The sequence below is a fragment of the Imperialibacter sp. genome, from assembly GCF_048007035.1.
In the GTDB taxonomy this organism is placed as follows: Bacteria; Bacteroidota; Bacteroidia; order Cytophagales; family Cyclobacteriaceae; genus Imperialibacter.
The window spans coordinates 282,978-306,315 of the sequence record NZ_CP180355.1; the positions used below are offsets into that span (position 1 = coordinate 282,978).

25 protein-coding genes are annotated in these 23,338 nt (G+C 48.4%); 23 read left to right on the forward strand and 2 right to left on the reverse strand.

Going from position 1 to position 23,338, the window contains the following annotated elements; translation table 11 throughout:
* The first annotated feature begins 204 nt into the window (after window positions 1–204).
* Window positions 205–1,377, forward strand: a complete 1,173-nt coding sequence (locus ACMVP2_RS01310; RefSeq protein ID WP_416866392.1) for an alpha/beta hydrolase family protein — start codon at window positions 205–207, stop codon at window positions 1,375–1,377.
* A gap of 65 nt (window positions 1,378–1,442) precedes the next feature.
* On the forward strand, window positions 1,443–2,513 hold the full coding sequence (locus ACMVP2_RS01315) for a lactonase family protein (RefSeq protein ID WP_416866393.1): 1,071 nt from the start codon (window positions 1,443–1,445) through the stop codon (window positions 2,511–2,513).
* 18 nt (window positions 2,514–2,531) lie between these two features.
* Here the strand turns inward: ACMVP2_RS01315 and ACMVP2_RS01320 are convergent, their stop codons facing one another.
* On the reverse strand, window positions 2,532–3,497 hold the full coding sequence (locus ACMVP2_RS01320) for a cyclase family protein (protein ID WP_416866394.1): 966 nt from the start codon (window positions 3,495–3,497) through the stop codon (window positions 2,532–2,534).
* A 195-nt stretch (window positions 3,498–3,692) separates the two neighbouring features.
* Between ACMVP2_RS01320 and ACMVP2_RS01325 the strand changes: the two genes are divergently transcribed.
* From ACMVP2_RS01325 to ACMVP2_RS01350, 6 genes are all read left to right on the forward strand, one after another.
* Window positions 3,693–5,261 carry a sulfatase family protein gene (locus ACMVP2_RS01325; protein WP_416866395.1) on the forward strand — a complete coding sequence of 523 codons (1,569 nt, stop codon included), beginning with the start codon at window positions 3,693–3,695 and terminating at the stop codon, window positions 5,259–5,261.
* 9 nt (window positions 5,262–5,270) lie between these two features.
* A complete protein-coding gene (locus tag ACMVP2_RS01330; RefSeq protein ID WP_152001092.1) occupies window positions 5,271–5,714 on the forward strand; it encodes a GNAT family N-acetyltransferase in 444 nt (147 codons plus the stop codon).
* 58 nt (window positions 5,715–5,772) lie between these two features.
* Complete coding sequence (locus ACMVP2_RS01335) at window positions 5,773–6,342, forward strand: Crp/Fnr family transcriptional regulator (RefSeq protein WP_416866396.1); 570 nt, start codon at window positions 5,773–5,775, stop codon at window positions 6,340–6,342.
* A 105-nt stretch (window positions 6,343–6,447) separates the two neighbouring features.
* Window positions 6,448–6,849, forward strand: a complete 402-nt coding sequence (locus ACMVP2_RS01340) for an SRPBCC family protein (RefSeq protein ID WP_416866397.1) — start codon at window positions 6,448–6,450, stop codon at window positions 6,847–6,849.
* A gap of 108 nt (window positions 6,850–6,957) precedes the next feature.
* Entirely contained in the window at window positions 6,958–7,911 is a 954-nt protein-coding gene (locus ACMVP2_RS01345; RefSeq protein WP_416866398.1) for an RraA family protein, read from the forward strand.
* Between the two features lie 230 nt (window positions 7,912–8,141).
* Window positions 8,142–9,428 carry a mandelate racemase/muconate lactonizing enzyme family protein gene (locus tag ACMVP2_RS01350; RefSeq protein WP_416866399.1) on the forward strand — a complete coding sequence of 429 codons (1,287 nt, stop codon included), beginning with the start codon at window positions 8,142–8,144 and terminating at the stop codon, window positions 9,426–9,428.
* A 61-nt stretch (window positions 9,429–9,489) separates the two neighbouring features.
* On the opposite strand, the gene ACMVP2_RS01355 is transcribed toward ACMVP2_RS01350, so the two are convergent.
* Window positions 9,490–9,876, reverse strand: a complete 387-nt coding sequence (locus ACMVP2_RS01355) for a hypothetical protein (protein WP_416866400.1) — start codon at window positions 9,874–9,876, stop codon at window positions 9,490–9,492.
* A 174-nt stretch (window positions 9,877–10,050) separates the two neighbouring features.
* Here ACMVP2_RS01355 and ACMVP2_RS01360 point away from each other — a divergent pair, with 174 nt between their 5' ends.
* The 15 genes from ACMVP2_RS01360 to ACMVP2_RS01430 all read left to right on the forward strand — a co-directional run bounded on the left by ACMVP2_RS01360 (window position 10,051) and on the right by ACMVP2_RS01430 (window position 23,320).
* Entirely contained in the window at window positions 10,051–12,768 is a 2,718-nt protein-coding gene (locus tag ACMVP2_RS01360) for a M14 family zinc carboxypeptidase (protein ID WP_416866401.1), read from the forward strand.
* 40 nt (window positions 12,769–12,808) lie between these two features.
* Window positions 12,809–13,558 carry a VOC family protein gene (locus ACMVP2_RS01365; RefSeq protein ID WP_416866402.1) on the forward strand — a complete coding sequence of 250 codons (750 nt, stop codon included), beginning with the start codon at window positions 12,809–12,811 and terminating at the stop codon, window positions 13,556–13,558.
* A gap of 105 nt (window positions 13,559–13,663) precedes the next feature.
* On the forward strand, window positions 13,664–14,413 hold the full coding sequence (locus ACMVP2_RS01370; RefSeq protein WP_416866403.1) for a methyltransferase family protein: 750 nt from the start codon (window positions 13,664–13,666) through the stop codon (window positions 14,411–14,413).
* Window positions 14,414–14,624: 211 nt separating this feature from the next.
* Entirely contained in the window at window positions 14,625–16,022 is a 1,398-nt protein-coding gene (locus ACMVP2_RS01375) for a pyridoxal phosphate-dependent decarboxylase family protein (RefSeq protein WP_416866404.1), read from the forward strand.
* 122 nt (window positions 16,023–16,144) lie between these two features.
* Window positions 16,145–16,564 (forward strand): hypothetical protein, encoded by a 420-nt coding sequence (locus ACMVP2_RS01380; RefSeq protein ID WP_416866405.1) that lies wholly within the window; start codon window positions 16,145–16,147, stop codon window positions 16,562–16,564.
* Between the two features lie 90 nt (window positions 16,565–16,654).
* Complete coding sequence (locus ACMVP2_RS01385; protein ID WP_416866406.1) at window positions 16,655–17,035, forward strand: VOC family protein; 381 nt, start codon at window positions 16,655–16,657, stop codon at window positions 17,033–17,035.
* Entirely contained in the window at window positions 17,036–17,296 is a 261-nt protein-coding gene (locus ACMVP2_RS01390; protein WP_416866407.1) for a hypothetical protein, read from the forward strand.
* A gap of 52 nt (window positions 17,297–17,348) precedes the next feature.
* Window positions 17,349–17,771: a VOC family protein gene (locus ACMVP2_RS01395; protein ID WP_416866408.1), complete on the forward strand. Its 423-nt coding sequence runs from the start codon at window positions 17,349–17,351 to the stop codon at window positions 17,769–17,771.
* A gap of 3 nt (window positions 17,772–17,774) precedes the next feature.
* Window positions 17,775–18,140, forward strand: a complete 366-nt coding sequence (locus ACMVP2_RS01400; RefSeq protein WP_416866409.1) for a DUF1801 domain-containing protein — start codon at window positions 17,775–17,777, stop codon at window positions 18,138–18,140.
* Between the two features lie 824 nt (window positions 18,141–18,964).
* On the forward strand, window positions 18,965–19,156 hold the full coding sequence (locus ACMVP2_RS01405) for a hypothetical protein (RefSeq protein ID WP_416866410.1): 192 nt from the start codon (window positions 18,965–18,967) through the stop codon (window positions 19,154–19,156).
* Between the two features lie 88 nt (window positions 19,157–19,244).
* On the forward strand, window positions 19,245–20,330 hold the full coding sequence (locus ACMVP2_RS01410; RefSeq protein ID WP_416866411.1) for a hypothetical protein: 1,086 nt from the start codon (window positions 19,245–19,247) through the stop codon (window positions 20,328–20,330).
* Between the two features lie 545 nt (window positions 20,331–20,875).
* On the forward strand, window positions 20,876–21,217 hold the full coding sequence (locus ACMVP2_RS01415) for an ArsR/SmtB family transcription factor (RefSeq protein ID WP_416866412.1): 342 nt from the start codon (window positions 20,876–20,878) through the stop codon (window positions 21,215–21,217).
* Window positions 21,201–21,650 (forward strand): SRPBCC family protein, encoded by a 450-nt coding sequence (locus tag ACMVP2_RS01420; protein WP_416866413.1) that lies wholly within the window; start codon window positions 21,201–21,203, stop codon window positions 21,648–21,650. The genes ACMVP2_RS01415 and ACMVP2_RS01420 overlap by 17 nt, the downstream gene beginning before the upstream one ends.
* Window positions 21,651–21,701: 51 nt before the next feature.
* A complete protein-coding gene (locus ACMVP2_RS01425) occupies window positions 21,702–22,283 on the forward strand; it encodes a dihydrofolate reductase family protein (protein ID WP_416866414.1) in 582 nt (193 codons plus the stop codon).
* Window positions 22,284–22,381: 98 nt separating this feature from the next.
* A complete protein-coding gene (locus ACMVP2_RS01430; protein WP_416866415.1) occupies window positions 22,382–23,320 on the forward strand; it encodes an SRPBCC domain-containing protein in 939 nt (312 codons plus the stop codon).
* Window positions 23,321–23,338 lie beyond the last annotated feature (18 nt).

The window sequence follows — 23,338 nt, forward strand, 5'->3', positions numbered from 1 at the left end:
TTATCTTTCACTCAACCTACTAACATGGCCAGGCTTCTGATTCTTTGTCTATTGGTCTTCACATATATTAATTCAGCGTCACCCAAATTCTTTCATGTTTTTCAAATAGCCGTTCAAGGAATTGCCTGAAACAAAACGATTCCCGGGACAGGTTGTGTTTCAATTATTATCTATCTTCGGTAGTTGACATCACCTACTTTTACCATGCACAACACCACCAAAGCATTACTACTGCTATTCGTCGGTTTATCCATCGCCGGAGCAGCTATAGCGCAAGAGTCCATGCTCTGCCAGGGCCACTACTGGACAGAAGATGAAGCCAAAGTCAAGATGGCAGATTTTGCCTCTCAATGGACCGACAAGGCTTCCTGGGAAAAGAGAGCCACGCAGATCAGAAAAAACATCATCGACGGGCTACAGCTGGAAAAGATGCCTGTTCCAAAAGATGGCTTCAAAACCGTTATCACCAATACCCGGGAAATGGACGGCTACATCGTGGAGAATATTGCCATACAAAGCTTTCCTGGCTTTTATATAACAGGCAACCTCTATCGCCCTGTCCAAAAGGCAGACAAGTACCCCGCCATTCTGAGCGCCCATGGTCATTTTCCTGATGCGAGATTTTCAATTCCTGTCCAACGAAGGTGCGCCGCCCTTGCCAGAATGGGCGCCATTGTGTTTATGTACGACATGGTAGGGTATTCTGAAAGCACCCAGGTAACACATAAAATGCCCATTGCCATGACCTTGCAAACCTGGAACAGCAAACGAGTGCTTGATTACCTTCTTTCCCGGCCCGACGTGGATGCATCCAGGATTGGAATGACCGGTGCATCAGGCGGCGGCACGCAGACCTTCATGCTCACGGCTATCGACGACAGGATAAAAGTGGCCGTGCCCGTGGTGCAGGTGTCGGCCCATTTCTTTGGCGGCTGCGTTTGTGAGAGCGGCATGCCCGTTCACAAAACGGCCACCTTTCAAACCAACAATGTCGAGGTAGCTGCTTTGTGCGCTCCCCGACCCATGCTCATGGTATCGGATGGCGCCGACTGGACGAAGAACACATCTTTGGTAGAGTTTCCTTACGTGCAAAGTGTGTACAAAGCATACGGCACAGCGCACTTGGTTAACAACGTACATTTTGCTGCAGAAAAGCATGACTACGGCGTTTCCAAGAGGATCGTCGCCTACAATTTCTTTGCCGAACACCTTGGTCTTAACTATGCCAACCTTCCTTATGAGGATGGCTACAATGAGAGTTTTGTCACCATTTTGCCAGCAGATGATCTTAAAGTTTTCACAGACAAAACACCACGCCCTTCCGGTGCCCTAAAGGACGATGAAGCCGTGATGAAATATTTAAAAATCGGACAATAATGAATTACCTGAGCCTCTTACTGCTATCCATTGTGTTCTTTTCCCAACCTTCTGTCAGCCAAAAAATGAACAAAACTTATCTTTTCGTCGGCTGCTACACTGAAAAGGTGCCCGGCACAGGCATGTATGTGTTTGAATTTGACAACGAAACCTGTTCTTTAAAGGAGGTCAGTAAGATGGAAAACCTCGTCAACGCATCGTTTCTTACTTTGGCTCCTGATGGCAAATTTGTGTATGCCTGCACCGAAACACAGCTCGAAACACCGGGCAATGTTTCGGCCTATGGTTTCAACGCCGCCAGCGGGCAGCTTTCATTTCTCAACAAGCAATCAGTTGAAGGGCGAAACCCAGCCTATGCCATGGTGCATCCTGCGGGCCGGTTTGTGGCCAGTGCCAACTACACAGATGGGGGCGTTTCCGTCTTTGAGCGAAACAACGATGGCAGCCTGAATCCGGCGGCTCAACATTTCGACATTGAAGGCAAGAGCACCATTCCTGGAAGGCAGGATGAAGCGCATACCCATGCGGCTGTTTTTGATCCGTCTGGCGATTTCTTGTTTGTGCCGGATCTGGGGTCAGACAAGATCCGTGCCTATGCATTTGACAAAAGCAGCGGAAAGCCTTCCACTTTTAGCAGCGAGCTTACTGTCACCACAACGCCAGGCAGCGGCCCCAGGCACCTGGAGTTCCACCCCAATGGAAAGTTTGCCTACTGCGTGGAAGAACTAAGCGGCACTGTCTCAAGCTACACCTATAGCAAAGGAAAGTTGACCCCAATTGGCAGGGAGTCTACCTACACAGAGAAGTTTGACATCTACGGTGGAGCGGATCTGCATACCTCTCCCGACGGCAAGTTCCTTTATGTGTCGAACAGGGTAAGCGAAGAGAACACCATTGCTATTTTCTCCATCGACCAAAAGAGCGGCCAACTGTCACTGGTTGGTCATGAGCCTACTTACGGCGACCACCCCCGCAGCTTCGTGATAGATCCCTCAGGCAACTTTTTACTTGTCGCTAATCAGTTTGGCAACAACATCGTTGTGTTCAAAAGAGACAAAAAGACCGGGCTGTTAACCAAAACAGCCACTGAGGTCCAGGTAAAGCTGCCAGCCAGTTTGAAGATGAGGACTTACTAGTTGGCGAACACAACCAGCTCACCTGATGGCAATAGGCCTCCCGGGTGAGCCGGTTGCCCCTTTGAACCGAATAGGGGTAAATACAAAAAGAAACTCATAGGCTTTGTCCTCCTGCAAACTCTCGAAAGTCATCCACTCAAGGTTGAAAATGCCATTTTTCATGGTCAGTTCTATATGGGCATTGAAAATGTCGCCATCCATGATTGCATCCGACCCTACCATACATGGCTTCTTTGTGATGATCCAGTCAACCACCTCACGACTCACAAAAGGTCGCTTGCCACTCATGGCAAACTCAGTGGGCCAATGTCTCCACCATCCAAAGTTGAAGAGCAAAGCATCGCCCGGCGTTATAGACTCTTCCGTAATGCCCTGGCGTTTCAAGGCAGCTTTTACTTCAGCCAGGGAAACTTCATACCCTTCGGCCAGTGTGGGAACTCCTTTCAGCCCGGCAATATCAACAAGCACACCTCTGGTTACAATTGGCTTCACATTCTCAACACCCAGCTTCTGCAATCCAAACGGGTTCTTCATGTCTGCCGTACTATAGCCGTTGTAGAAAACCTCTGTGGTCGTGCCGTCGGCCATTTTCACCTGCTGGCCTACATGGCCGGGGCCATCAAACTGCGTGCCTACCTGACCGAGCGACCCGGCAATATATTCGTCGTTGAACACCTGCCCGTTTCTCCCCTCTGGACCATACGTCGGAAATGAAGGAATAAGCAGATTGTAACTGCGATTGTCAGGAATGCTCATCTCGTTTTCATAGGGCTGGCCCAGTTCATACACCTTTCCTGTCTTCACCATCGTCATCGCTTGTAACACCTTTTCAGGGGTAATCCAGTTGGAGCCGCCAGCCTGATCGCCAGCGCCCCAGATCGGATGTGGCCACCATGGCCCCTGCTCCCGGGTCTGGGAAAATGAAGCAAATGATAAAGTGAACAGAAAAGCTGCAGAAAGGAGTTGTTTTGCGTGTGGTTTCATAACTGTAGGGGCTAAATATTTTACCTAATGCTACGAAAAAGGATTAGCGATTCGAAAGATCAATGCATCAAATAGGCAGGGTAAAATGGTTCTCAAACAGAAGACTGAGGTCAAAACCCGTGCCTGGTAAACACTGATGACTAGAATTTGATTGAATTCGACTATATTAATGCACCAAACTATTTACCAAGCCTAATGAACAAGCCCCTCAGCATAAGTCTCGTCGGCATGGCATTACTCCTGACCCTGGCAGGTTGTGAGGAGCCGGTCAAAGAATCAAAAAAGCCTAATATCATCTATATTCTGGCAGATGACATGGGATATGGAGACGTGACGGCGTTTAATGAGCAAAGTAAAATTCCCACACCTCATATTGATAAGCTGGCCGGTGAGGGCATGATGTTCACCGACGCCCACTCGGGGTCTGGCGTTTGCACACCCACGAGGTACGGCATCCTCACTGGCAGATATAGCTGGCGAACAAAAATGAAGCAGGGCGTGCTGGTTGGCAACTCAAAACCTTTGATACCAAACGACAGAAGCACGGTAGGCCCCATGCTGCAAAAAAATGGCTACTATACCGCCTTTGTCGGTAAGTGGCATCTTGGTTGGAATTGGGGCCTCAAAGACAACCAGGCCGATACAAATGACTGGTCGGTTGATTTTGCGAATATCGATTACACTAAGCCAATAAAAAACTCACCCAAAGAACGTGGCTTTGACTTTTCATTTGGGCATCCCGCATCGCTCGACATGTCGCCCTATGTGTATGTAGAAAACGGCATGGTAACAGCCGTTCCCGACACCACAACGGTGAATACGGGAGAGTATTCGTGGTGGAGGGAAGGCCCTACCGGCTCCGACTTCGTTCACGAAGAGGTCACCCCTAAGTATTTCAACAAAGCCATGGAATTGATCGAAGACCGTGCGCTTTCTGACAAACCGTTTTTCTTATACCTGGCATTGCCATCACCACATACGCCCATTTTACCTACAAAAGAATGGCAGGAAAAGAGCGGTTTGAACCCGTATGGCGACTTTGTGATGATGATTGACGACCATGTAGGCAAGTTGCTCCAAACCATAAAGACGGCGGGTATTGAGGGAAATACGTTGGTCATCTTCACCAGCGACAATGGCTTTGCTCCCTACGCCAACGCTGAGCTGCTCGAATCGAAAGGTCATTACCCAAGCGGGCCTTTTCGGGGCTACAAAGCCGATATCTTTGAAGGGGGCCACCGCATTCCATTTATCGCTAAATGGCCGGGTGTTATTCAGCCGGGCAGCGTTTCCAGCCAAACCATCTGCCTGACAGACCTGATGGCTACCTGTGCCGACATCGCAGGGCACAAGCTGGCACCAAATGAAGGAGAAGACAGCTACAGCCTGTTACCAATTTTCAAACAGGCAGTTTCATCGGAACCATTGAGGGAAGGCACTGTTCATCACTCCATGAACGGCAGCTTTGCTATTCGTCGGGGCCCGTGGAAACTTATTTTATGCCCGGACTCTGGTGGATGGAGTGATCCAAAACCGCAAGATTCGGTGGCTGTGGCCGGACTTCCTGCCATACAACTCTATCACTTAGACAGTGATCCGGGAGAAAAGCGTAACCTGGAAGCAGTGCAGCCAGAAAAGGTGGCTGAGTTAAAGGCTTTGCTCGCAAAGTACATTGAAAATGGCAGGAGCACTGCCGGGGAAACTCAGAAAAATGATTCATACGAAGGGGAATGGGTACAAGTAAATTTTATAAAACAGCCTTAACACAAGGATATGCCATACTACATCGACATCGTCCATAAAAGTGAATACGCCAACATCGTTGCGCTGTGGGAAGCTTCCGTAAGGGTAAGCCATACATTTTTGACCGAGGAAGATATCCAGTTTTTCAAACCCCTGATACTAAATAGCTACCTTGACCAGGTCAAACTTTTTTGCGCCCGCAACGAAGACAATAAAATCGTAGGCTTTCTGGGGGTCGCCAAAGGAAAAATAGAAATGATGTTTGTCCACCCACATTATATGAACCGTGGCATTGGACGAAGGCTAATCAGGTATTCGATTGACAAATTGGATGCAACCAAGGTGGATGTGAACGAACAGAATCCCAAAGCCCAAAGCTTCTACGAGTACTTTGGTTTCAAAGCTGTCGGACGCTCAAGACTTGATGGCACCGGAAAGCCCTATCCAATCATTCATATGGAGCTTTCACGATAAACTGGGCTACTGATCGGTCTGCAACAAACAACACTTCAAAACCCGGCGATCATTTATCATGACGGAACTTGAAAAGTATATCCAGTCTTTTTTTGGTGTCACCATCGAAGACGCCGCCAAAATAAGTGAGTGGTTCACGCCGATCACATTGAAAAAGGGGGACTACTACCTCCATGCCGGGCGCTATTCCGACCGAATGGGTTTTGTGCAATCGGGCATTCTTAGAGAATACTTTGACACCGGGGAAAAGGAGGTGACCAAATGGATCTCTACGAAAGGCTATTTCGCTGTGGACCTGGCTAGCTTCCTTTTTGACAAAACGGCCCGCTGGAATATGCAGGCACTGGTTGATACTGAAATGTATGTGATCGACAAGGCAAAGTATCGTGAGCTTGGCAAGTTTATCCCCCGGTGGACGGAGCTTGAAAAGCTTTTCATTGCCAAATGTTTCACCGTACTGGAGGATCGGGTGGTTGCCCACCTCTCTATGACCGCCGAAGAACGCTATCAGCAGCTCTTCCATTTCAACAAAGAGCTTTTCAACCTCGTGCCGCTCCAATACCTGGCCTCTATGCTGGGCATGACCCCCGAGACCCTGAGCCGGTTGAGAAAAAAGTCGGTCGACTGACTTCTTGATATAGATCAAGCGCACGTGTTGGTTTAGCCCTGACCTTTGTCAGGTACTCTAAAACAACATAGTAATGAAAAGCATCAACGAAAAGGCTCCGGTAAAATGTCGCAAAGAAATCATCATCAACTCGCCGGCCACCAGGTATGGAAGCTTCTTACATCGATCAGCAGCTGGCCTGCCTGGAACCCTGAAGTATCATTTGCAGCAATGACCGGGCCACTGGCACCTGGCACATCCTTCGATTGGAAAACTGGCGGGACAAAAATTCATTCGACACTCCACACCGTTAACCGGGAAAGAGAACTCGGTTGGACGGGCAAAGTGATGGGGATCTCCGCCATTCACAACTGGGAGCTGGAAGCTGTCGGCCCGGCGACGAAAGTAACCGTGAAAGAGAGTATGGAAGGATTATTGGCCAGTTTGCTGAAGGGTTCTTTCAACAAAACCCTGGAAAAGGGCATGATGGCCTGGTTGGAAGCAATGAAAAAGGCATGCGAGAAGTAACCGTGCAGTTCTTTCAATTCATTTGCCACCCGCTAACCAGCTATCAATTCCTCGTAGGTTGTGTTCAAATTTTTCATTATCATTAATGGACACTCTACCTACTTAAAAATGAACACAACTTTCAAACGACAGCTATGGCTATGTTTGTGCCTGCTTGCAACGATAACGGCCTCCGCTCAGCAGATTTCCAAGGCAGACCTGATCTTTCTTACGCCCGAATGGAAAGGTGAGCGCTTTGACGACGGTCGCCCCAAGGTGCCCGATGCACTTCTGAAACGGATGAAACTGGTCACCCTCGAAGAGGCCTGGGCAGTGCTTAGAAATGAGAACTACAAATACCAGTATGCCGACGGCTGGGTGACCATCAACCCCGATAGTGTACTGGTGGGCAGGGCCTTAACCGCCACGTTTATGCCCGGCCGCCCTGACATTCATCGGGTGCTTGACAAAAAAGGCCATGAAAAGGATGGCCGGATCAAGTCGCAAAACTCCTGGCCTGTCGATATGCTGGTAAAAGGCGATGTGTATGTGGTCGATCAGTTTGGTGCGCATGTGGACGGCCCTACAATTGGCGACAACCTTGGCAATTCTATCTTCACCAAGTCAGGCAACGGCATCGTGTACGACGGGGCCATCCGGGACATCAATGGTCTGAAGGAAATTGGCGGGTTCACCTCCTTTTTCCGTACCTATCACCCCTCTCACCATTTAAACAACCCGGACGGAGCACTTAACACTACTTTGGTTGGCATCAACCAACCCACCCGCATTGGCATGGCCACGGTGATGCCGGGCGACGTGGTGCTTGGCAGAGACGGTGGCGTGCTCTTTATCCCGCCTCACCTGGCTGAACAAGTGGTGAAGGTAAGCGAAATAGTAAGACTGAGGGACATGTTTGGTCACCAGCGCCTTCGGGAGCAAAAATATACAGCAGGGCAAATCGACACCCGCTGGTCTGACGAAATAGAAAAGGACTTTTCGCAATGGCTCAATGAGCATATAGACGAACTACCCGTTCCAAAAGAACAAATCCAGGAATTGTTGAAAACCAGAACCTGGTAGATTAACCTCCCTTGAAAGGCTGCAAGGTTAGACGGCAACAGAATTATCGATGCGAGACTTGTCAATAAGGGAGGGTTGGGCGAAAAATTGGCGAGCGGATGAGCGTCAAGGCCTGGAGCGTTAATTTTTCTATGATTTTTGCTTACTTTTCATCTATAGGAAAACAGTCCGCAGAAGCGGTAAGAGCCCGCCCGGCTTGAGGGCAAACACTACTAAAAACTACACCAACTATGTCAAACACCCATTCACGCCGCTCCTTCCTCACCAAATCAGCCCTGGGCACCAGTGCTCTCGGCTTAACCGCCCTATCTACTTACGGCCAGGGCTACGAAGAAGCCATCCATAAAGCACCGAAACACGGCATGCCTTCCGACCTCAAAATCACCGAGATCAAATGCGGTTATATCCGCAACGGCCACAGCCTGTTCGTGAAAATCCACACCAATCAGGGCATCTGGGGATGCGGCGAAGGTGTTGACGCCGTGCCAGGCACCTACCACCTGGTGAAAATGATGGGGGAACGCATTAAAGGTAAAAGTCCGTTGAATGTGCACCGCCTCTTTGAAGACATTCGCAAGTCAGGCTTCTTTGAAGGTGCCCAGTCGGGTATGTTTGTGGCCGTGCTATCGGCAGTAGAAACTGCCCTTTGGGACCTGGCTGGCAAGGCCCTTGGTGTGCCAGTTTACCAGCTGCTGGGAGGCAAATTCCGTGACAGCGTGCGGGTGTATATGGACACCGCTTTGTACCAGTCGAGGCTCCCAACGCCGGAAGATTTTGCCGCCAGTGCCAAGGAGGCCGTCGATATGGGCTTCACTGCAGTCAAATTTGACCTCGACCAGGCCAACGACCCCAATAAATACGACCGCTATAACTGGACAGCCAGCCCCGCAGAACTACAGAGAATGTACGACCAAATGGCGGCAACCAGAGAGGCTGTGGGGCCCAACATCGACATCTGTGCCGATATGCACGGGCGCTACGATGCAGTGACTGGCCAGCAAGTAGCCAAACTGCTGGAGCCTATTCACATGATGTGGCTGGAAGAGCCCATTGCGGCGGAAAATGTGGAAGCCTACAAGGCCATTACGGACTCTACCAGCACACCAATTTGTGCCGGGGAAAACGTTTACCTCGCTTACGGCTTCAGGCGCATGCTGGAAATAGGTGCCGTTGACATCATTATGCCCGACTTGCAAAAAGCCGGTGGACTGGGTGAAGCGCAACGCATCGCCAACCTGGCCAATTTGTATTATGTGCCCTTCGCTCCGCACATGGTGGCCTCTTACCTGGGTGCCATGGCTTCGGCTCATGTATGCGCTTCGGTGCCCAACTTCATGATCCTGGAATGGCAGATCTATTTCCACAAGGATCCCATGTTCAAAGAAATTGTGACATTCGATGGGGAAATGGTTGAAAACGGATTTATTTCAGTTTCCAACAAGCCCGGCATTGGCGTAGAAATCAACGAAGAAGGCATGAAGAAGTATGCCACAAAGGGAATTCCTTTTTTTGAGTAGGCATGAGAGTCGCCCGGTAAAGCCGGGCGACTTCCAATATGTTAGAAGAGCATAGGTTCCTTCAAACCATTTTAAAATAAGCCCACTTCAAAAACATCAGCAGCATAAGGGCCAGTGGATGATAAATGATGAGCAGGAAGATCATGGCACTTTCTCCCGACTCTTCCATTTTCATGATTTTGATAAGTCCGGGGATTAAAACACCCATCGCAATAAGATACACAACACTGAAGCCCAAGGATATCAAAAAGTAGTACCATGGCCTATCCGCAAAGCCAACCAAAACGGTATTGACTACAATGAAGCATCCATACACGATACCGGCGGCCATCCACGCATTGTCTGCTTTTACCGGCCTCACAAGTACCAGAACGATAAGGGTGAGTGGTACAAAAAACAACAACTGATACAAAGGCTTTTGAAGCCATTCGAAAACACTAAGGCCCATGCACCAAGTTCTGCAAAAAGTTTGAAAGAATTACGGTGGGCTCGCATAGATTCAAGTGAATCCTATCCTTCATCAGCTTTGCCTCGCAGGGCAAACCATTCGCCCGTATAAAACTCCTCAGCTAGATTCATTCATTTCCTTATATTCGGTCGTTTCAGGCTAATACTACCAACCATGACCAATACCGTACTCCCTCAGGTAACCAAGAAGGCGACTCTTCTGGCTGTTGCTTTCCAAATATCTTTCTCATCATTGCTGCTGGCGCAAATCCCAGCCCCCGAAGAAACACTGGGTTTTAAAGTGGGTGCTGACTTCCATCTGGCCACCTACGAGCAATCATTGGAATACTTTAACAAACTCGACGTCGCCAGCGACAGGATCCAAATGGTGCATGTGGGCGAAACCTCCGAAGGAAGACCATGGTTTTTCGCCCTGATTTCATCGGCTGATAACATCAAAAACATTGGAAAGTACAAGGCCATTGCGCAGCGGCTGGCACATCCTGATGGCATGACGAGGGAGGAAGCCAAACAACTGGCCAAAGAAGGCAAGCCCATCGTCCACATCGACGGGGGCCTGCATGCCTCGGAGGTGGCCGGAGCCCAGCACACTATTTCGCTGGCGCACCAGCTCATCAGCACAGCGGAGTCAGACGAGAGAATTGCCAGAATTCTCGACGATGTCATCATTTTGCTCTGGCCTTCGCTCAATCCCGACGGTCAGGACATTATTGCCAATTGGTACGAAGAGAACGTGGGCACACCTTACGAAGTCGCCCCGGTGCCCTGGCTTTATCAAAAGTATGTGGGCCACGACAATAACCGGGACGCCTACATGGTCAATATGATTGAGTCGAGAGTCGTGGGCCGTACATGGAGAGAATGGGAGCCCAACATCATCCATGTACATCACCAGTCGTCGCCCTTCCCTACCCGAATCTGGCTGCCCCCATTTGCTGAGCCTATTGCTTCGCAAACGCCGCCTCTGGTTGCCCGTGAAGTCAACATGATTGGCATGGCCATGGCTCAGGAGCTGGAAACCGAAGGTCTGAAAGGTGCGGTGCACATGGGGCAGGGCTTCGACGCCTGGTACCCCGGCTATATCGACTACATGCCGGTGCTGCAAAACATTCCTTCCTTCTGGACGGAAACAGCCCTTTACCGGTACGCCACTCCCTATTTCTATACCATCAACGACTTCCCCAAAGACAGAAGCGATCTTCGCATCGAATCGCTTTACTCCAGTCCGTGGCCGGGTGGCTGGTGGCGCATAAGCGACGCCATCCAATACATGCAAACAGCCTCTATTGCGGTATTAGACTATGCCTCCAAGTACAGCGAAACAGTTCTTTTCAATAAGTATCAGTCGGCGCAAAACACGATTGAAAAGTACCGCAATGAGCCTCCATACGCTTATTTCATTCCTCAGCAGCAGCGTGACCCCGCCCGTCCGGTAGAGCTACTGAAGCGCCTGGCCTTTAACGGCATCAAAATCTCGCAACTAGACAAGGCCATTACTTTTGACGGGCAAGCTTATCCCAAAGGCACCTGGGTAATTCCCATGGACCAGGAATTTGCCGAACTGGCCCGCCAGGTTCTCGACGTGCAGGTATACCCCGACCTTCGGGAATTTCCCGATGGCCCGCTGGAGCAGCCCTACGACGCTGCCGGCTGGTCGTTGCCCCTCCAGTTTGAGCTGAATATCATTGCGGCTGCCAGCCCTCTTTCTGAAGACATAAGAGCCAGCCTCAGGGAAGTAAAAGGAACCAAAGTCGACTGGAAAACAGCCGCCAGCGACGACAATAGCAAAATTGATTTTGCCCCGGGAATAGGTTTCAATACCAACGAAGTAGCTGCAGGCATTCTTCCTCTCCCTGGTTCCCTGAAAGGAAGCGGCACCACGCTATTGCTTGACCCCAAGGAGAACAACACCTTTCGAGTACTTGGCGAAGCCTGGAAACAGGGACTCACCGTTGAGTACGCCAATCAAAAATATGTTGTGAAAGGTGCCTCAGAGACACTCACCAAAAGATGGGTGGACGACTTTGCTGTGAACATCGCCAGAACCGGTAGCTCATCGGGCGTAAGGATTCAACCCCGCATCGCCATTTACGAACCCTGGACGGCCAGCATGGACATGGGCTGGACCCGCTGGCTGCTTGATAATTTTGGACTGCCTTATACTGTCATCCGAAATTCAGACTTTGCGGCCAGTAACTTAAAAGATAGGTTCGATGTGATAGTGATGGCTTCAGAAAGGAATGGCACCATCGAAAATGGTTACAAAAAAGGACAAGTGCCTCCCCGCTACGAGGGTGGGCTGGGTGAAACAGGTATCCGCAACCTCGATGACTTTGTCAAGGCAGGTGGCACGCTCGTCTGCATGAATCAAAGCAGCGATTTCGCTATTGAATCGCTCTACTTACCTGTTAAAAATATTGTGAAAGGTGTGAACAGAAAGGATTTCTTCACCGGAGGCTCCATCATGGAAGTGGCAGCGAACACTGCACATCCGGTAATGGCCGGGATGCCCGATCATGCCAGTGTTTTTGTCAATAGAAGCCCTGTTTTTACGACTTTGGAGGGCTTCAAAGGAGAGGCACTTGCCAAATACCAGGAGAAGGGCTCTCCCCTTCGCTCCGGGTTTCTGCTAGGCACTAAATACCTGAATGGCTACGCAGCGGCGCTCGACGTTCAGCATGGGCAAGGCCATGTGATCCTGTTCGGCTTCCAACCCCAATGGCGTGGGCAACCCATGGGCACTTACCGCACACTGTTCAATGCGATGTTGTACGGAGAAAACACGGCCAAAAGTCGTGCTGTTTCAGAGGGCTTTTGGGCGGCTCCCGCCAAAGCTGAAGGCAACAGCAGGGCGTCCGGCGGCAAACAATAGTGTAGTGTAATGCAGGGCATCATGGTAAAGTTTTAATGGCATGAGAACCACAAAAGGAGCACTGATTGCATTGGTAGTTCTGTTTACTTGCCACTGGGAAGCTGATTCCCAGGGAATCAAAATCGACCATGTGGTCACTGTTGTTGCCGACCTCGATCAGGCTACCAGCCGATATACTCAGCTTGGGTTCACTGTCAAGCAGGGCCGATTGCACGCCAACGGGCTTATCAACGCACATGTAAAGTTTGGGAATAAAACATCTCTCGAACTGATGTCTGTCAGAGGCGAGCCCACCGACCGCATGGCGAGGGACTACCAGACACTTTTACAAGCGGGAGAAGGCGGCGTATACCTGGCTGTATCCGGGGTTCGAACTGAGGAGATGGAACAGATGCTCTCTGGCTTGAAAATAGCTTTTGAAACCTCAAAAGGGAGAAGCTGGGACTATATAACGTTTCCGCAGGAGCCTGAGTTAGCACATTTCTTTTTTATTGCCTACCACGGAACCATGAACGATCCGGGGGAAATCACTACTCATAAAAATGAGTCAGACCGTATCACAGCCATCTACATAAAGGGCAGCGAAAGAGTTTCCTATTTTCTGAAAGGTATTGGACTGCAATCGGCTGGGAGAAAGAAGGACGAGCTGTTTGGTAGTGCAGAAAAGTTCTTCACTGCGTCTGGGGATATCATTGTCGTTCCAAAAAATGAGTCGGCGAAAAGACCAAGACTGAAAGCAGTAAGTTTCGGGAGCTCCGATGGGAAAGAAAGTGTGAGGATAAGTTTTTAAAGGAGCGGGGCAAATAGATGTGGTCTCCGATACATTCACCAAACTAAGACCGCAAAATAATTACATTTCCGTACCTTCGTGACTCCAAATGGCGAAAACAACACAATGGCATTAAAAGAAGAGCTTAGAACCCAGGGTGACTTCCTGTTCAAACACAGAAGTTACCTGCCGCTGGTCATCATCGTGGTCGGTATTTATGTGTATGTACAAAATGTATTGAATGGCACCATTACCGATTCACAACAAGATGACCTGTTCAAGCTAGGCTGTTTTCTGGTGTGTGTACTGGGTTTGGCGATTCGCATGGTGGCCATTGGCTACTCTGCCGACAACACCTCTGGTCGCAATACCACCGTGGGGCAAGTAGCAGACTCTGTGAATTCAACCGGACTGTACGCCACAGTACGCCACCCATTGTATGTAGGAAACTTTTTCATGTGGCTGGGCATCGCAGGCTTCACGCAGGAGCCCTGGTTCATTGTCGCCTTCGTCTTTATGTACTGGGTGTATTATGAAAGAATCATGTATGCAGAGGAGATGTTTTTGATCGATAAATACGGGAAAGAATACGTCGACTGGGCTGCAAAAACGCCTGCCTTCATCCCCGCCTTTAGCAAGTGGATCAAACCCAAATACACCTTTAGCTGGAGGAAAATTATCCGCCAGGAAAAGGCCGGCATTTTAAATATGTTCCTGGTTGTCTTTGCCTTCGAAGTGATCGGAGCATCGGTGGCCAACAAGGAATTTTCACTGGGAAATGTATACTGGATGTATGGCTTCGCTGCCAGCGTGGCGTGGTATATCATCATTAAGACAATTCAAAAAACCACTCAGGTGCTGTCTTACGACAGATAGTTGCAGATTTTTTTGGGTTGGGTCAACAGTTCAAAAGGGAATTAGCCGACCCATGAGCAGCACACCGTCTTCCATATTTCGGCCTGAACCGCTTGCTTTTTTCTGTCTGGTGACGAAAAATCCGTCTCAGACAGCAACCTGATGGGAAAGATTGTCGTTTCACTACATTTTTAATCCCGGTTAAGTCCATTTTTTAATCCGAAGCAGATCCATGAACCAACGGCTACAGTACGACCTGGACAATACCAGGCAATTACTCACCCAGACACTGGAAGAAGGACTCTCATATCTTCAAAACATCAACGCCGCTCCCACATCAGCAGCCAAAGTAACTACCGACTTTGCTCCCCTGCCAACTGACGGAGCTGGCGGAAGTGACGCTCTAAGCGAGTTCAGGAAACGCTTCAAAGACCTCATGGTGGCCTCTGCTGGCCCACGTTACTGGGGCTTTGTAACAGGTGGCACCACGCCTGCTGCAATTATGGGCGACATGCTGGCTACCATTTTCGATCAGAATACCCAAACCGTCAAAGGCCATGGCGACCTCTCCGGCATCATCGAGTTCGAAACCATCGACATGCTCAAAGAGCTCTTCGGCCTTCCTGACGATTTCCTTGGGGGATTTGTTACCGGTGCCACCATGTCGAATTTCACCTGCCTGGGTGTGGCACGCCAGTGGGTTGGCAAGCAAAAAGGAATAGATATTGCCAAAAAAGGCGTTCCTTCTATCTTCCCCATTTTGTCAGCAGTGCCCCACTCCTCTTCCATCAAAGCGCTGTCGATGCTCGGCCTTGGAAGCAGCAATATCCAAATCGTGAACACGATTGACGCCACGAGGGAGGCCATTGACATGGCAGCACTGGAAGAGAAAATCCAATCGCTCAACGGCGAACCATTTATCCTGATCTCCAGCGGCGGCACAGTCAACACAGTCGACTACGATGACGCTCAGGCCATCGCCGACCTCAAAGAAAAGTACAACTTCTGGTGGCACGTCGATGCCGCTTTTGGAGGATTTGCGGCCATTTCCCCCGCTTACGCTCATCTGCTTGCAGGTTGGGAACAAGCCGACAGTATCACCATTGATGGCCACAAGTGGTTAAACGTGCCTTACGAAAGTGCTTTCTTTTTTGTGAAAGAAAAACACAAGCTGCTTCAGGTAGAAACTTACCAAAACTCCAATGCACCCTACCTTGGCGACCCGTTGGAAAACTTCAACTTTCTCAACTTCCTGCCAGAAAATTCGAGGCGATTCAAAGCGCTACCAGCATGGTTTACGCTAAAGGCCTACGGAAAGGATGGCTATCGTGAAATAGTGGAACGCAATATCGCCCAGGCCATACAGCTAGGAGAATTCATCAACCAAAGCGATTATTTTGAGCTTCTGGCGCCGGTGAGGCTCAATACTGTTTGCTTTACCTTGAAAGGTGGTGATTCAATCCAGGTACAAGCCTTCCTCGACAGGCTCAACGAAGGCGGCAAGGTGTTCATGACACCTACTTTTTTCAATGGGCGAAAAGGCATCAGGGCTGCTCTGGTGAACTGGCGCACCACGGAAGAAGATGTAGAGATCGTGCAGAAAGAGATGATGATGGCTGCTGGGCACTAAGGATGGTGGACAGATAAATGGTGTTTTCGTGTGGCGCAATCAACCCTTCACAATGCCGCTTTTACACCCTCAGCTCCTGTGGCATTCTCGCTACCTTTGTAAGGTAGCAAGACATAAGTGTAATGGAGATTATTCACATCCCGCATGACATAAAGGTTTTTGGACATCAGGTGAACGCCTTTCCCAACGGCGTTGGAGACGCATTTGATGCCATTGTAGAAAGAGTTGAAGGCGGATTCAGTCGGCCTTTTTACGGACTTTCCAGAATGAAAGGAAATGATGTCATCTACATGGCCGCAGCCATTGAAAAGTTCCCTGAGGAGGGTAAGCAACTAGGTTACGAAGAATATGTCATTCGGAAAGGCAACTACGCTGCCATCACAGTCACTGACTGGCATTCGAAACTGAGTGCTCTCCCTGGCGTTTTTAGTGAGTTAATGAAAATAGAAGGGCTTGACCCCGAGCATTGGGCTGTAGAATGGTACAAAGACGACGATGAATTAGTGTGCATGCTGAGATTGAAAGACGACTTGCCCGGCTAATATAAAAAGCAGCCAAAGCTGTAATCCGGGCGATAGTTTGCTAACTTATTAATAGAAAAATCATTTGGTGTATTTCTAACCCACTATGATATGTTGAAAGATTCAAAAGCATTCACTGGTTTTTCGGTAAGCGACCTTTCGAAGGCAAAAGACTTTTACTCAGAAAAGCTTGGGCTACAGGTAGAAGAACTATCAATGGGTTTGCTCCAGCTTGAATTTAATGGTGGCGGCAAAGTAATTATTTACCCAAAACCCAACCATGAACCTGCCACCTTCACCGTGCTCAACTTTCCTGTGAAGGACGTAGAGGCTACAGTTGACTGGCTGACAAGCAAAGGAATTGCATTTGAGCAGTATGATGCCCCTATCAAGACTGATAAAAAAGGTATTTGCAGAAATGATCGTGGTCCTGCCATCGCCTGGTTCAAGGATCCGGCCGGTAATATTTTGTCTATCCTAGAAGAAATGTAGATGGTAGAAGTGTTCAAAACTACTGTCGATAATCACGTTCAGGCCTTCAGGCTGCTGGAAGCGATCCACCGTGCGTTCCCTGGCTGTAGTGCAAATTTTGACCTTGACGACTGCGACCGCATCCTCAGAGTGGTGAGTCACAGCAGTCAGGTAAACACCTGCGCCGTTATTCATCTGACATTAAGTCAGGGTTGCTTCGCTGAAGTTTTGAACGATGAGTTACAACCAGCTGAGGTGAACCCGAGCCTTCAAAAGACATAAGAAATCTGTCAACCAATCATTACAGCACCCTCTATACTAAAACCACCACTTTATGAAATCCGCAGACACCTACCTCAACTTTAACGGCAACTGTGCTGAAGCCTTCGAATTTTACAGAACCGTTTTTGGGGGCGACTTTACCAGCCAAATGAAATACAGCGACATGCCTTCCGAAGCCCCGAAAGGAGCAGAACACAGCAAAAGACTGATGCACATCGCCCTGCCGATAAGCAAAACCAGCCGCCTGATGGGCTGCGACATACCGGAGAATTTCGGTGAAATGTCGGGCAATAATTTCCACATCTATCTCGACACAGAAAACAAGACTGAGGCCGATAAATTATTTACTGCACTCTCTGGCGGAGGCAAAGTATCCATGCCAATGGCAACCACCTTCTGGGGAAGTTATTTCGGAATGGTGACAGACAAGTTTGGCATTCAGTGGATGATTGGCTTTGAAACAAACCCTCAGTAAAACGTGGCCAAACTTTCCGAGGCTGAACAAGTAGCTGCCTATATGGAGGCGCTGGATCATCCATTGAAAGCTGAAGTGGAAACCCTTCGCACAATTATCAAGAGTGTCGGCCCTCTTTCTGAGCGCATTAAGTGGAATGCACCCAGCTACTACTACAAAGAAGATTTTGTCACTTTTAACCTGCACGACAAAAAAACCATCAGGCTTATTTTTCATCACCCGGCCATCGTCACCATCAAGTCCGACATCCTCGAAGGCGACTGGAAAGATCGGCGAATTGTATACATCAAAAATGCTGAAGAAGTTTCTTCAAAGAAAGCTGAACTAGTACGGATCATTAAAGAATGGCTTCAGATAGTCGGTGGATGACCGGTATGTCTGCAAAACCCAGGCAATTGGAGCAAAAAAAAGCCCATGTTGTGAACATGGGCAGCATACTCAATATTTTATATTAACTCTTATTATTTTTAGTGGTCTGTTTGCTTGAACTGTGGTGGTCATGGTGCACCTTTTTGTGGCTAAACGACCGGGCATGCCCTATGTCATCCCATGAACCACTCCCCCTGTGGGCCATACAAGAAGAAAGTGAACTGATAACAAAAATCGCTAAAATACTGAGTAAAAAAACTACTCTGCTCTTGGATCTGCTCTTATAAGCTCTCATGGTGATAAATTTTAAGTTATTGTGCTCTTGGTTATAATTAAACTGTTGAATAAAGCTACGGATTGTAACGCCCCACAAAATGTCGATTTTGCGTAAGTCATTACACATGACATACAAACACTACATTATCCATTATGTGCATCAAAATACCGGATAACCCGTCCCTGATTGCGGAATTTTAATTTTGAACGAAACGCCCCAATAATTGCCCTGAGAGTTACATAAGCCACATCCTCATTCAGCGACGATGAATTTATCAACGCCTGAAAAGAAGAAAGGGGATTGTTAAAAACGAGAGTAAAGATCGACTCCAAATAATCAAAAAATTTCAACTTTTGTTGAATTTGGCCTGAAAAGTTACATCTCAATCTGGCGCCATCTACGTTATGAACAGTCCAACACAAGACAATATTGCTACATCGGTTACATTAATGAAATACATATATGTCATTGATTATCTGTACTTTATAAACAATTTTGTTTAATCATAGAACTAAATCGTAAAATAAACCGACAATAATAACTTTTCATGAATAATCGCCTTCTTATGCCCGTCGGCGTGAATAGATTCGCTGGCAAACCCAACCGCCAGCGCTTTTTGCAAGATGAGAAAGCCTTTAACGTTGAAGCGACACGGCTCAAAAAAAGCCCGTTCTACAACTTCAGGGACCCCGAAATAAAAGGAACCACTACACCAAATATCTCATTTACCAGACGATAACGTCTTTGACGGATATGATCCCCTTCCAGTTTCCCTGGCTTTTCCTTAGTTTCGTTGCCAGTTCTCACTTATTCTCAACTACAATACCGTGGAGCCATCAACCGCCTCTCTCACCACATTTCTCGACTACCTTAAGTTGCTGGTTCGGCAACCCTCGGTAGTAGGCTATGAAGAACCCTTCTTTCGCTTGATCCGCCGGGAACTGGAAGAAATGGGGATTAAAATCAGCCTCTATCAGGGCTTGCTGGTGGCAGAGGGCAGCAAGCCGACAAGCAACTACCTCTCTGCCCATGTCGACCGACATGGCCTGATCTGCACCGGCCCCAATGAGTTTCAGTATGCAGCCTTTGTTACCCAGAACCGAAGCGAACTCAATGGCAACTCTGTGTCGGAGCAAACGCTGGAAAAAATTGCCGACCGTTTTGAAGGTCAACAAGTGCATGCCTACGAGCCGTGGTCGGGCACCTACCTGGGGCAGGGCACTACCCACCACTCCTATATTAGTGAGAAGCGAAAAAACCTGATCATCGAAATCAACGGGTTGGAGCATGTAACTCCCGGCGTGCCTATTGCCTACTCCGATCGCATCACCATCCACGATGGCCGAGTCTCTGCACAACTCGACAATGTACTGATGGTGGCTGTGGTCGTATACCTATTTTCGCAAGGCTACCAGGGTACGGCCTTCTTCACAGCCCAGGAAGAAGCAGGCCGCAGCTGGCGTTACCTGGCCGATTGGTTTTACAGAGTGGAGCAAGCCACTAAAAAGCTCATTGTGCTCGACACCAGCCCCTTCGGAGAAGACGAAAAAGAAGCCTCTGACAGCGAAATCATTCTCAGACACAAAGACGCCACTGCCGACTTCGACGAAAAAATGGTCGCTGAAATAGCAGCAGCCAGCGAAAAGCTGGGCATAAAAACGGTGTATAAGGACATCTTCATTGAGCACCACAATGAGCAAAGGTTGGTCGATGGTAAAAAGCCGCTGTCGCTTGGACGAACCGAGCTGGGCCGCATCATTGAAGGCACCGACGGACTCATCAGCGGGGCCACAATTCAGATTCCCACCACAGGCTACCATACGTCCGAAGAAACGGCATCACTACAGTCCATCACCATGGCGATTAACCTGCTGAAAGAGGTGCTGAAAGAAAGCTTTGAGCAAAACAAGTAACTGGCAAATCTGAGAAGAAGAGTCTTATATCTTCAATTTGAACAACAACACTCCTGTCCTTCCTTTACCGGTGATTTGCCGGCCTTCTCTGCATTCGTTTTGAATGGGTACCTTTCTTTTTACCGAGGTCACGGGCATGGCCCACATCATGCCAGGCACTACTGGGGCGACTGGCTGTGCATGCCCCCAGTGATGTGATCATAAAAATCGATAAAAGACTGAATAAGAAAATGGTTCTACTTTTTAATGCTCTCATAGCTGGTGAGATAAATTTATAATTAATTAAATAAAATTTTGTACTAAATCAATACGACAAACTTATAAAAGGTAACCCAAAATCCAATGGAATTTTGCCATAAATTCTGGTCACTTGAAATATTAATCCCAACAGTATAGCGATAAAACCATGTTTCTGTGGTACTGTAAGCATTCCAGAGCTTGCATCTTACACAACCAGCGACGTGCAAAAAAAAATCGTACAACTTATTGCGTAACTGATCGGTTACTATTTATATTTGTAACTGAACGGTTACTAAAAGAGGAGCATGATGAGACGAGACGTATTCCAGGCCATTGCCGATCCCACCCGCAGGGAGATCATTAACCTGATTGCCTATAAGCGGATGAACGTGAATGCAGTGGCTGAGAACTTTGACATGAGCAGACCGGCTATTTCGAAGCACATGAAAATACTGGAAGAATGTGGTCTGGTGATGATGGAGCAGCAAGGACGGGAGCGCTATTGCAAAGCGCAGCTAAAACCGCTTCATGAAGTATCGGATTGGGTAAGTCGCTACAAAAAGGAATGGGAAGAAAGGCTGGATGCGATGGAAAAATATATCAAAGAATTACAAGCAAAAGACAAAAGCGATGAGCAAAGATCGTGAAATTACTTCCACCAGAAGAGTGAACTACGCTCAGGCTGAGGTGTACAAGGCATGGAGCAATCCCGACCTGCTGGCACGTTGGTGGGGGCCAAAAGGGTTTACGAACACCTTCCACACCTTCGAACTAAACCCTGGCGGCACATGGCAATTCACCATGCATAGCCCCCAGGGGGCAAGTTTTGACAATAAATGTGTCTTTGTGGAAATCGTGCCCAACAAACGGCTTGTGTTTGACCATGTGGAGCCTGTGCACGCCTTCCAGGTAATTGCCACTTTTGACAGCCAGAGCGAAGGCACCCTGATCACTTTCAGAATGGTTTTCAAATCTGCAGAAGAATGTAAAAGATCCCGGAAGGTAATCGAGCCTTCCAACGAGGAGAATTTTGATCGGCTGGAAGCCGTGCTCTCCGATCATTTCAAGGCAAAAGCATAATTGCATTTTAGGATATGCCTGTCAGAAGGGCAACAATAAAAAGTAAACCATATGAGAAAAGTAATTTCATTTATGCACGTATCGCTTGACGGTTTTGCGGCTGGGCCGAACGGGGAAATGAACTGGATTAAAATTGATCAGGAAATTTTTGACCACGTCGGTAAACGGATAAGCAAGGGTGACACTGCATTGTACGGTCGGGCAACTTATGAGATGATGGAAAGCTACTGGCCTACCGCAGCAGACAAGCCAACTGCAACCAAACATGACATTGAGCATTCAAAGTGGTATAGCCAGGTTCACAAAGTTGTTCTGTCAAAAACAATAAAAGGTGCGGGTTTGACCAACACAACAATTATCAGCGACAACCTTTCGGAACGCATAAATGAAATAAAGCAATCCCGCCAGGGTGGTGATGAAGATATCCTGCTTTTTGGCAGCCCGACAGCCACACATTCACTCATGCAACTGAACTTAATTGATGGCTATTGGCTCTTTGTGAACCCCATTATTCTAGGCCAGGGCATTCCCCTGTTTGAGGGGATCAAAGGCAAAACAACATTAAAATTACTGACTACCAGGCAATTTACTTCCGGGGTAACAGAACTGAATTATATAGTGGATAAACAATAGCGGCTACTCCTAAGAGCGGGAATGTAACGATGAGACTGGCTGAAGTGTGCATGCCAGGCAACCCATCAAACGACATCTTCACATCTAAACAATATCACATGAACACCACGCATGTAGAAAGAACGGACAGGGAAGTAATTGCCAGCAGGCTTATAGATGCTCCCCGTACACTCGTTTTCAAGGTTTGGACAGAACCGGAGCACATCGCCCAATGGTGGGGGCCTACAGGCTTCACCAACACTGTTCATGAAATGAACGTCAAGCCCGGTGGCAAATTTCGGCTCACCATGCACGGCCCAAACGGGACTGACTACCCCAATCTTATCGTTTTCAAAGAGGTAGTCGTTCCGGAAAAGCTAGTGTATGAACACGGCAACGGGAGCGATGATGCGCCAGGCAACTTTCATGTCACCGTGACCTTCGAAGAAAAGGAGGGTAAAACACTCCTGACCATGCGCAGCATATTCCAGTCCAAAGCCGACCTGGATTACGTTATTGATAAACACGGGGCGTTCGAGGGGGCACGACAAAACATGGATCGGATGGCGGCATACCTCGAAACGAGGATCAATTTGATGACTCAATTAAAAAACACAAATATGTCAAGAGTAAGTACTTATCTCAATTTTGCGGGAAACACCGAAGAGGCATTCCTTTTTTACAAATCTGTATTCGGCACCGAATTCAAAGGTGGCATCCAGCGTTTCGGCGAGATACCTCCGATGGAAGGCGCTCCGCCAATGACTGAGGCCGACAAAAAGCTGATTTTACATATCGAACTGGAGATACTGGGCGGTCATATCCTGATGGCCACCGATGCACCGGAGTCGATGGGCATGAAGGTGAAGCCAGGTAACAACATGCATATCAACCTGGAGCCCAACACCAGAGCGGAAACCAAACGGCTGTACGACGCTTTGTCGGCCGGTGGAGAAGTAACCATGGAACTACAGAACATGTTTTGGGGCGCATACTATGGTAGCTGCACCGACAGATATGGTATCAACTGGATGTTTAATTGCAACGAGAAGGGATGAGGAAGTGGGGAGACGGGA

Bases quoted from the DNA above. Each gene is read 5' to 3' on its own strand.
- ACMVP2_RS01310 (WP_416866392.1), top strand. From the start codon at position 205: ATGCACAACACCACCAAAGCATTACTACTGCTATTCGTCGGTTTATCC.
- ACMVP2_RS01315 (WP_416866393.1), top strand. From the start codon at position 1,443: ATGAACAAAACTTATCTTTTCGTCGGCTGCTACACTGAAAAGGTGCCC.
- ACMVP2_RS01320 (WP_416866394.1), bottom strand. From the start codon at position 3,497: ATGAAACCACACGCAAAACAACTCCTTTCTGCAGCTTTTCTGTTCACT.
- ACMVP2_RS01325 (WP_416866395.1), top strand. From the start codon at position 3,693: ATGAACAAGCCCCTCAGCATAAGTCTCGTCGGCATGGCATTACTCCTG.
- ACMVP2_RS01330 (WP_152001092.1), top strand. From the start codon at position 5,271: ATGCCATACTACATCGACATCGTCCATAAAAGTGAATACGCCAACATC.
- ACMVP2_RS01335 (WP_416866396.1), top strand. From the start codon at position 5,773: ATGACGGAACTTGAAAAGTATATCCAGTCTTTTTTTGGTGTCACCATC.
- ACMVP2_RS01340 (WP_416866397.1), top strand. From the start codon at position 6,448: ATGTCGCAAAGAAATCATCATCAACTCGCCGGCCACCAGGTATGGAAG.
- ACMVP2_RS01345 (WP_416866398.1), top strand. From the start codon at position 6,958: ATGAACACAACTTTCAAACGACAGCTATGGCTATGTTTGTGCCTGCTT.
- ACMVP2_RS01350 (WP_416866399.1), top strand. From the start codon at position 8,142: ATGTCAAACACCCATTCACGCCGCTCCTTCCTCACCAAATCAGCCCTG.
- ACMVP2_RS01355 (WP_416866400.1), bottom strand. From the start codon at position 9,876: ATGGGCCTTAGTGTTTTCGAATGGCTTCAAAAGCCTTTGTATCAGTTG.
- ACMVP2_RS01360 (WP_416866401.1), top strand. From the start codon at position 10,051: ATGACCAATACCGTACTCCCTCAGGTAACCAAGAAGGCGACTCTTCTG.
- ACMVP2_RS01365 (WP_416866402.1), top strand. From the start codon at position 12,809: ATGAGAACCACAAAAGGAGCACTGATTGCATTGGTAGTTCTGTTTACT.
- ACMVP2_RS01370 (WP_416866403.1), top strand. From the start codon at position 13,664: ATGGCATTAAAAGAAGAGCTTAGAACCCAGGGTGACTTCCTGTTCAAA.
- ACMVP2_RS01375 (WP_416866404.1), top strand. From the start codon at position 14,625: ATGAACCAACGGCTACAGTACGACCTGGACAATACCAGGCAATTACTC.
- ACMVP2_RS01380 (WP_416866405.1), top strand. From the start codon at position 16,145: ATGGAGATTATTCACATCCCGCATGACATAAAGGTTTTTGGACATCAG.
- ACMVP2_RS01385 (WP_416866406.1), top strand. From the start codon at position 16,655: ATGTTGAAAGATTCAAAAGCATTCACTGGTTTTTCGGTAAGCGACCTT.
- ACMVP2_RS01390 (WP_416866407.1), top strand. From the start codon at position 17,036: ATGGTAGAAGTGTTCAAAACTACTGTCGATAATCACGTTCAGGCCTTC.
- ACMVP2_RS01395 (WP_416866408.1), top strand. From the start codon at position 17,349: ATGAAATCCGCAGACACCTACCTCAACTTTAACGGCAACTGTGCTGAA.
- ACMVP2_RS01405 (WP_416866410.1), top strand. From the start codon at position 18,965: ATGAATAATCGCCTTCTTATGCCCGTCGGCGTGAATAGATTCGCTGGC.
- ACMVP2_RS01415 (WP_416866412.1), top strand. From the start codon at position 20,876: ATGATGAGACGAGACGTATTCCAGGCCATTGCCGATCCCACCCGCAGG.
- ACMVP2_RS01420 (WP_416866413.1), top strand. From the start codon at position 21,201: ATGAGCAAAGATCGTGAAATTACTTCCACCAGAAGAGTGAACTACGCT.
- ACMVP2_RS01425 (WP_416866414.1), top strand. From the start codon at position 21,702: ATGAGAAAAGTAATTTCATTTATGCACGTATCGCTTGACGGTTTTGCG.
- ACMVP2_RS01430 (WP_416866415.1), top strand. From the start codon at position 22,382: ATGAACACCACGCATGTAGAAAGAACGGACAGGGAAGTAATTGCCAGC.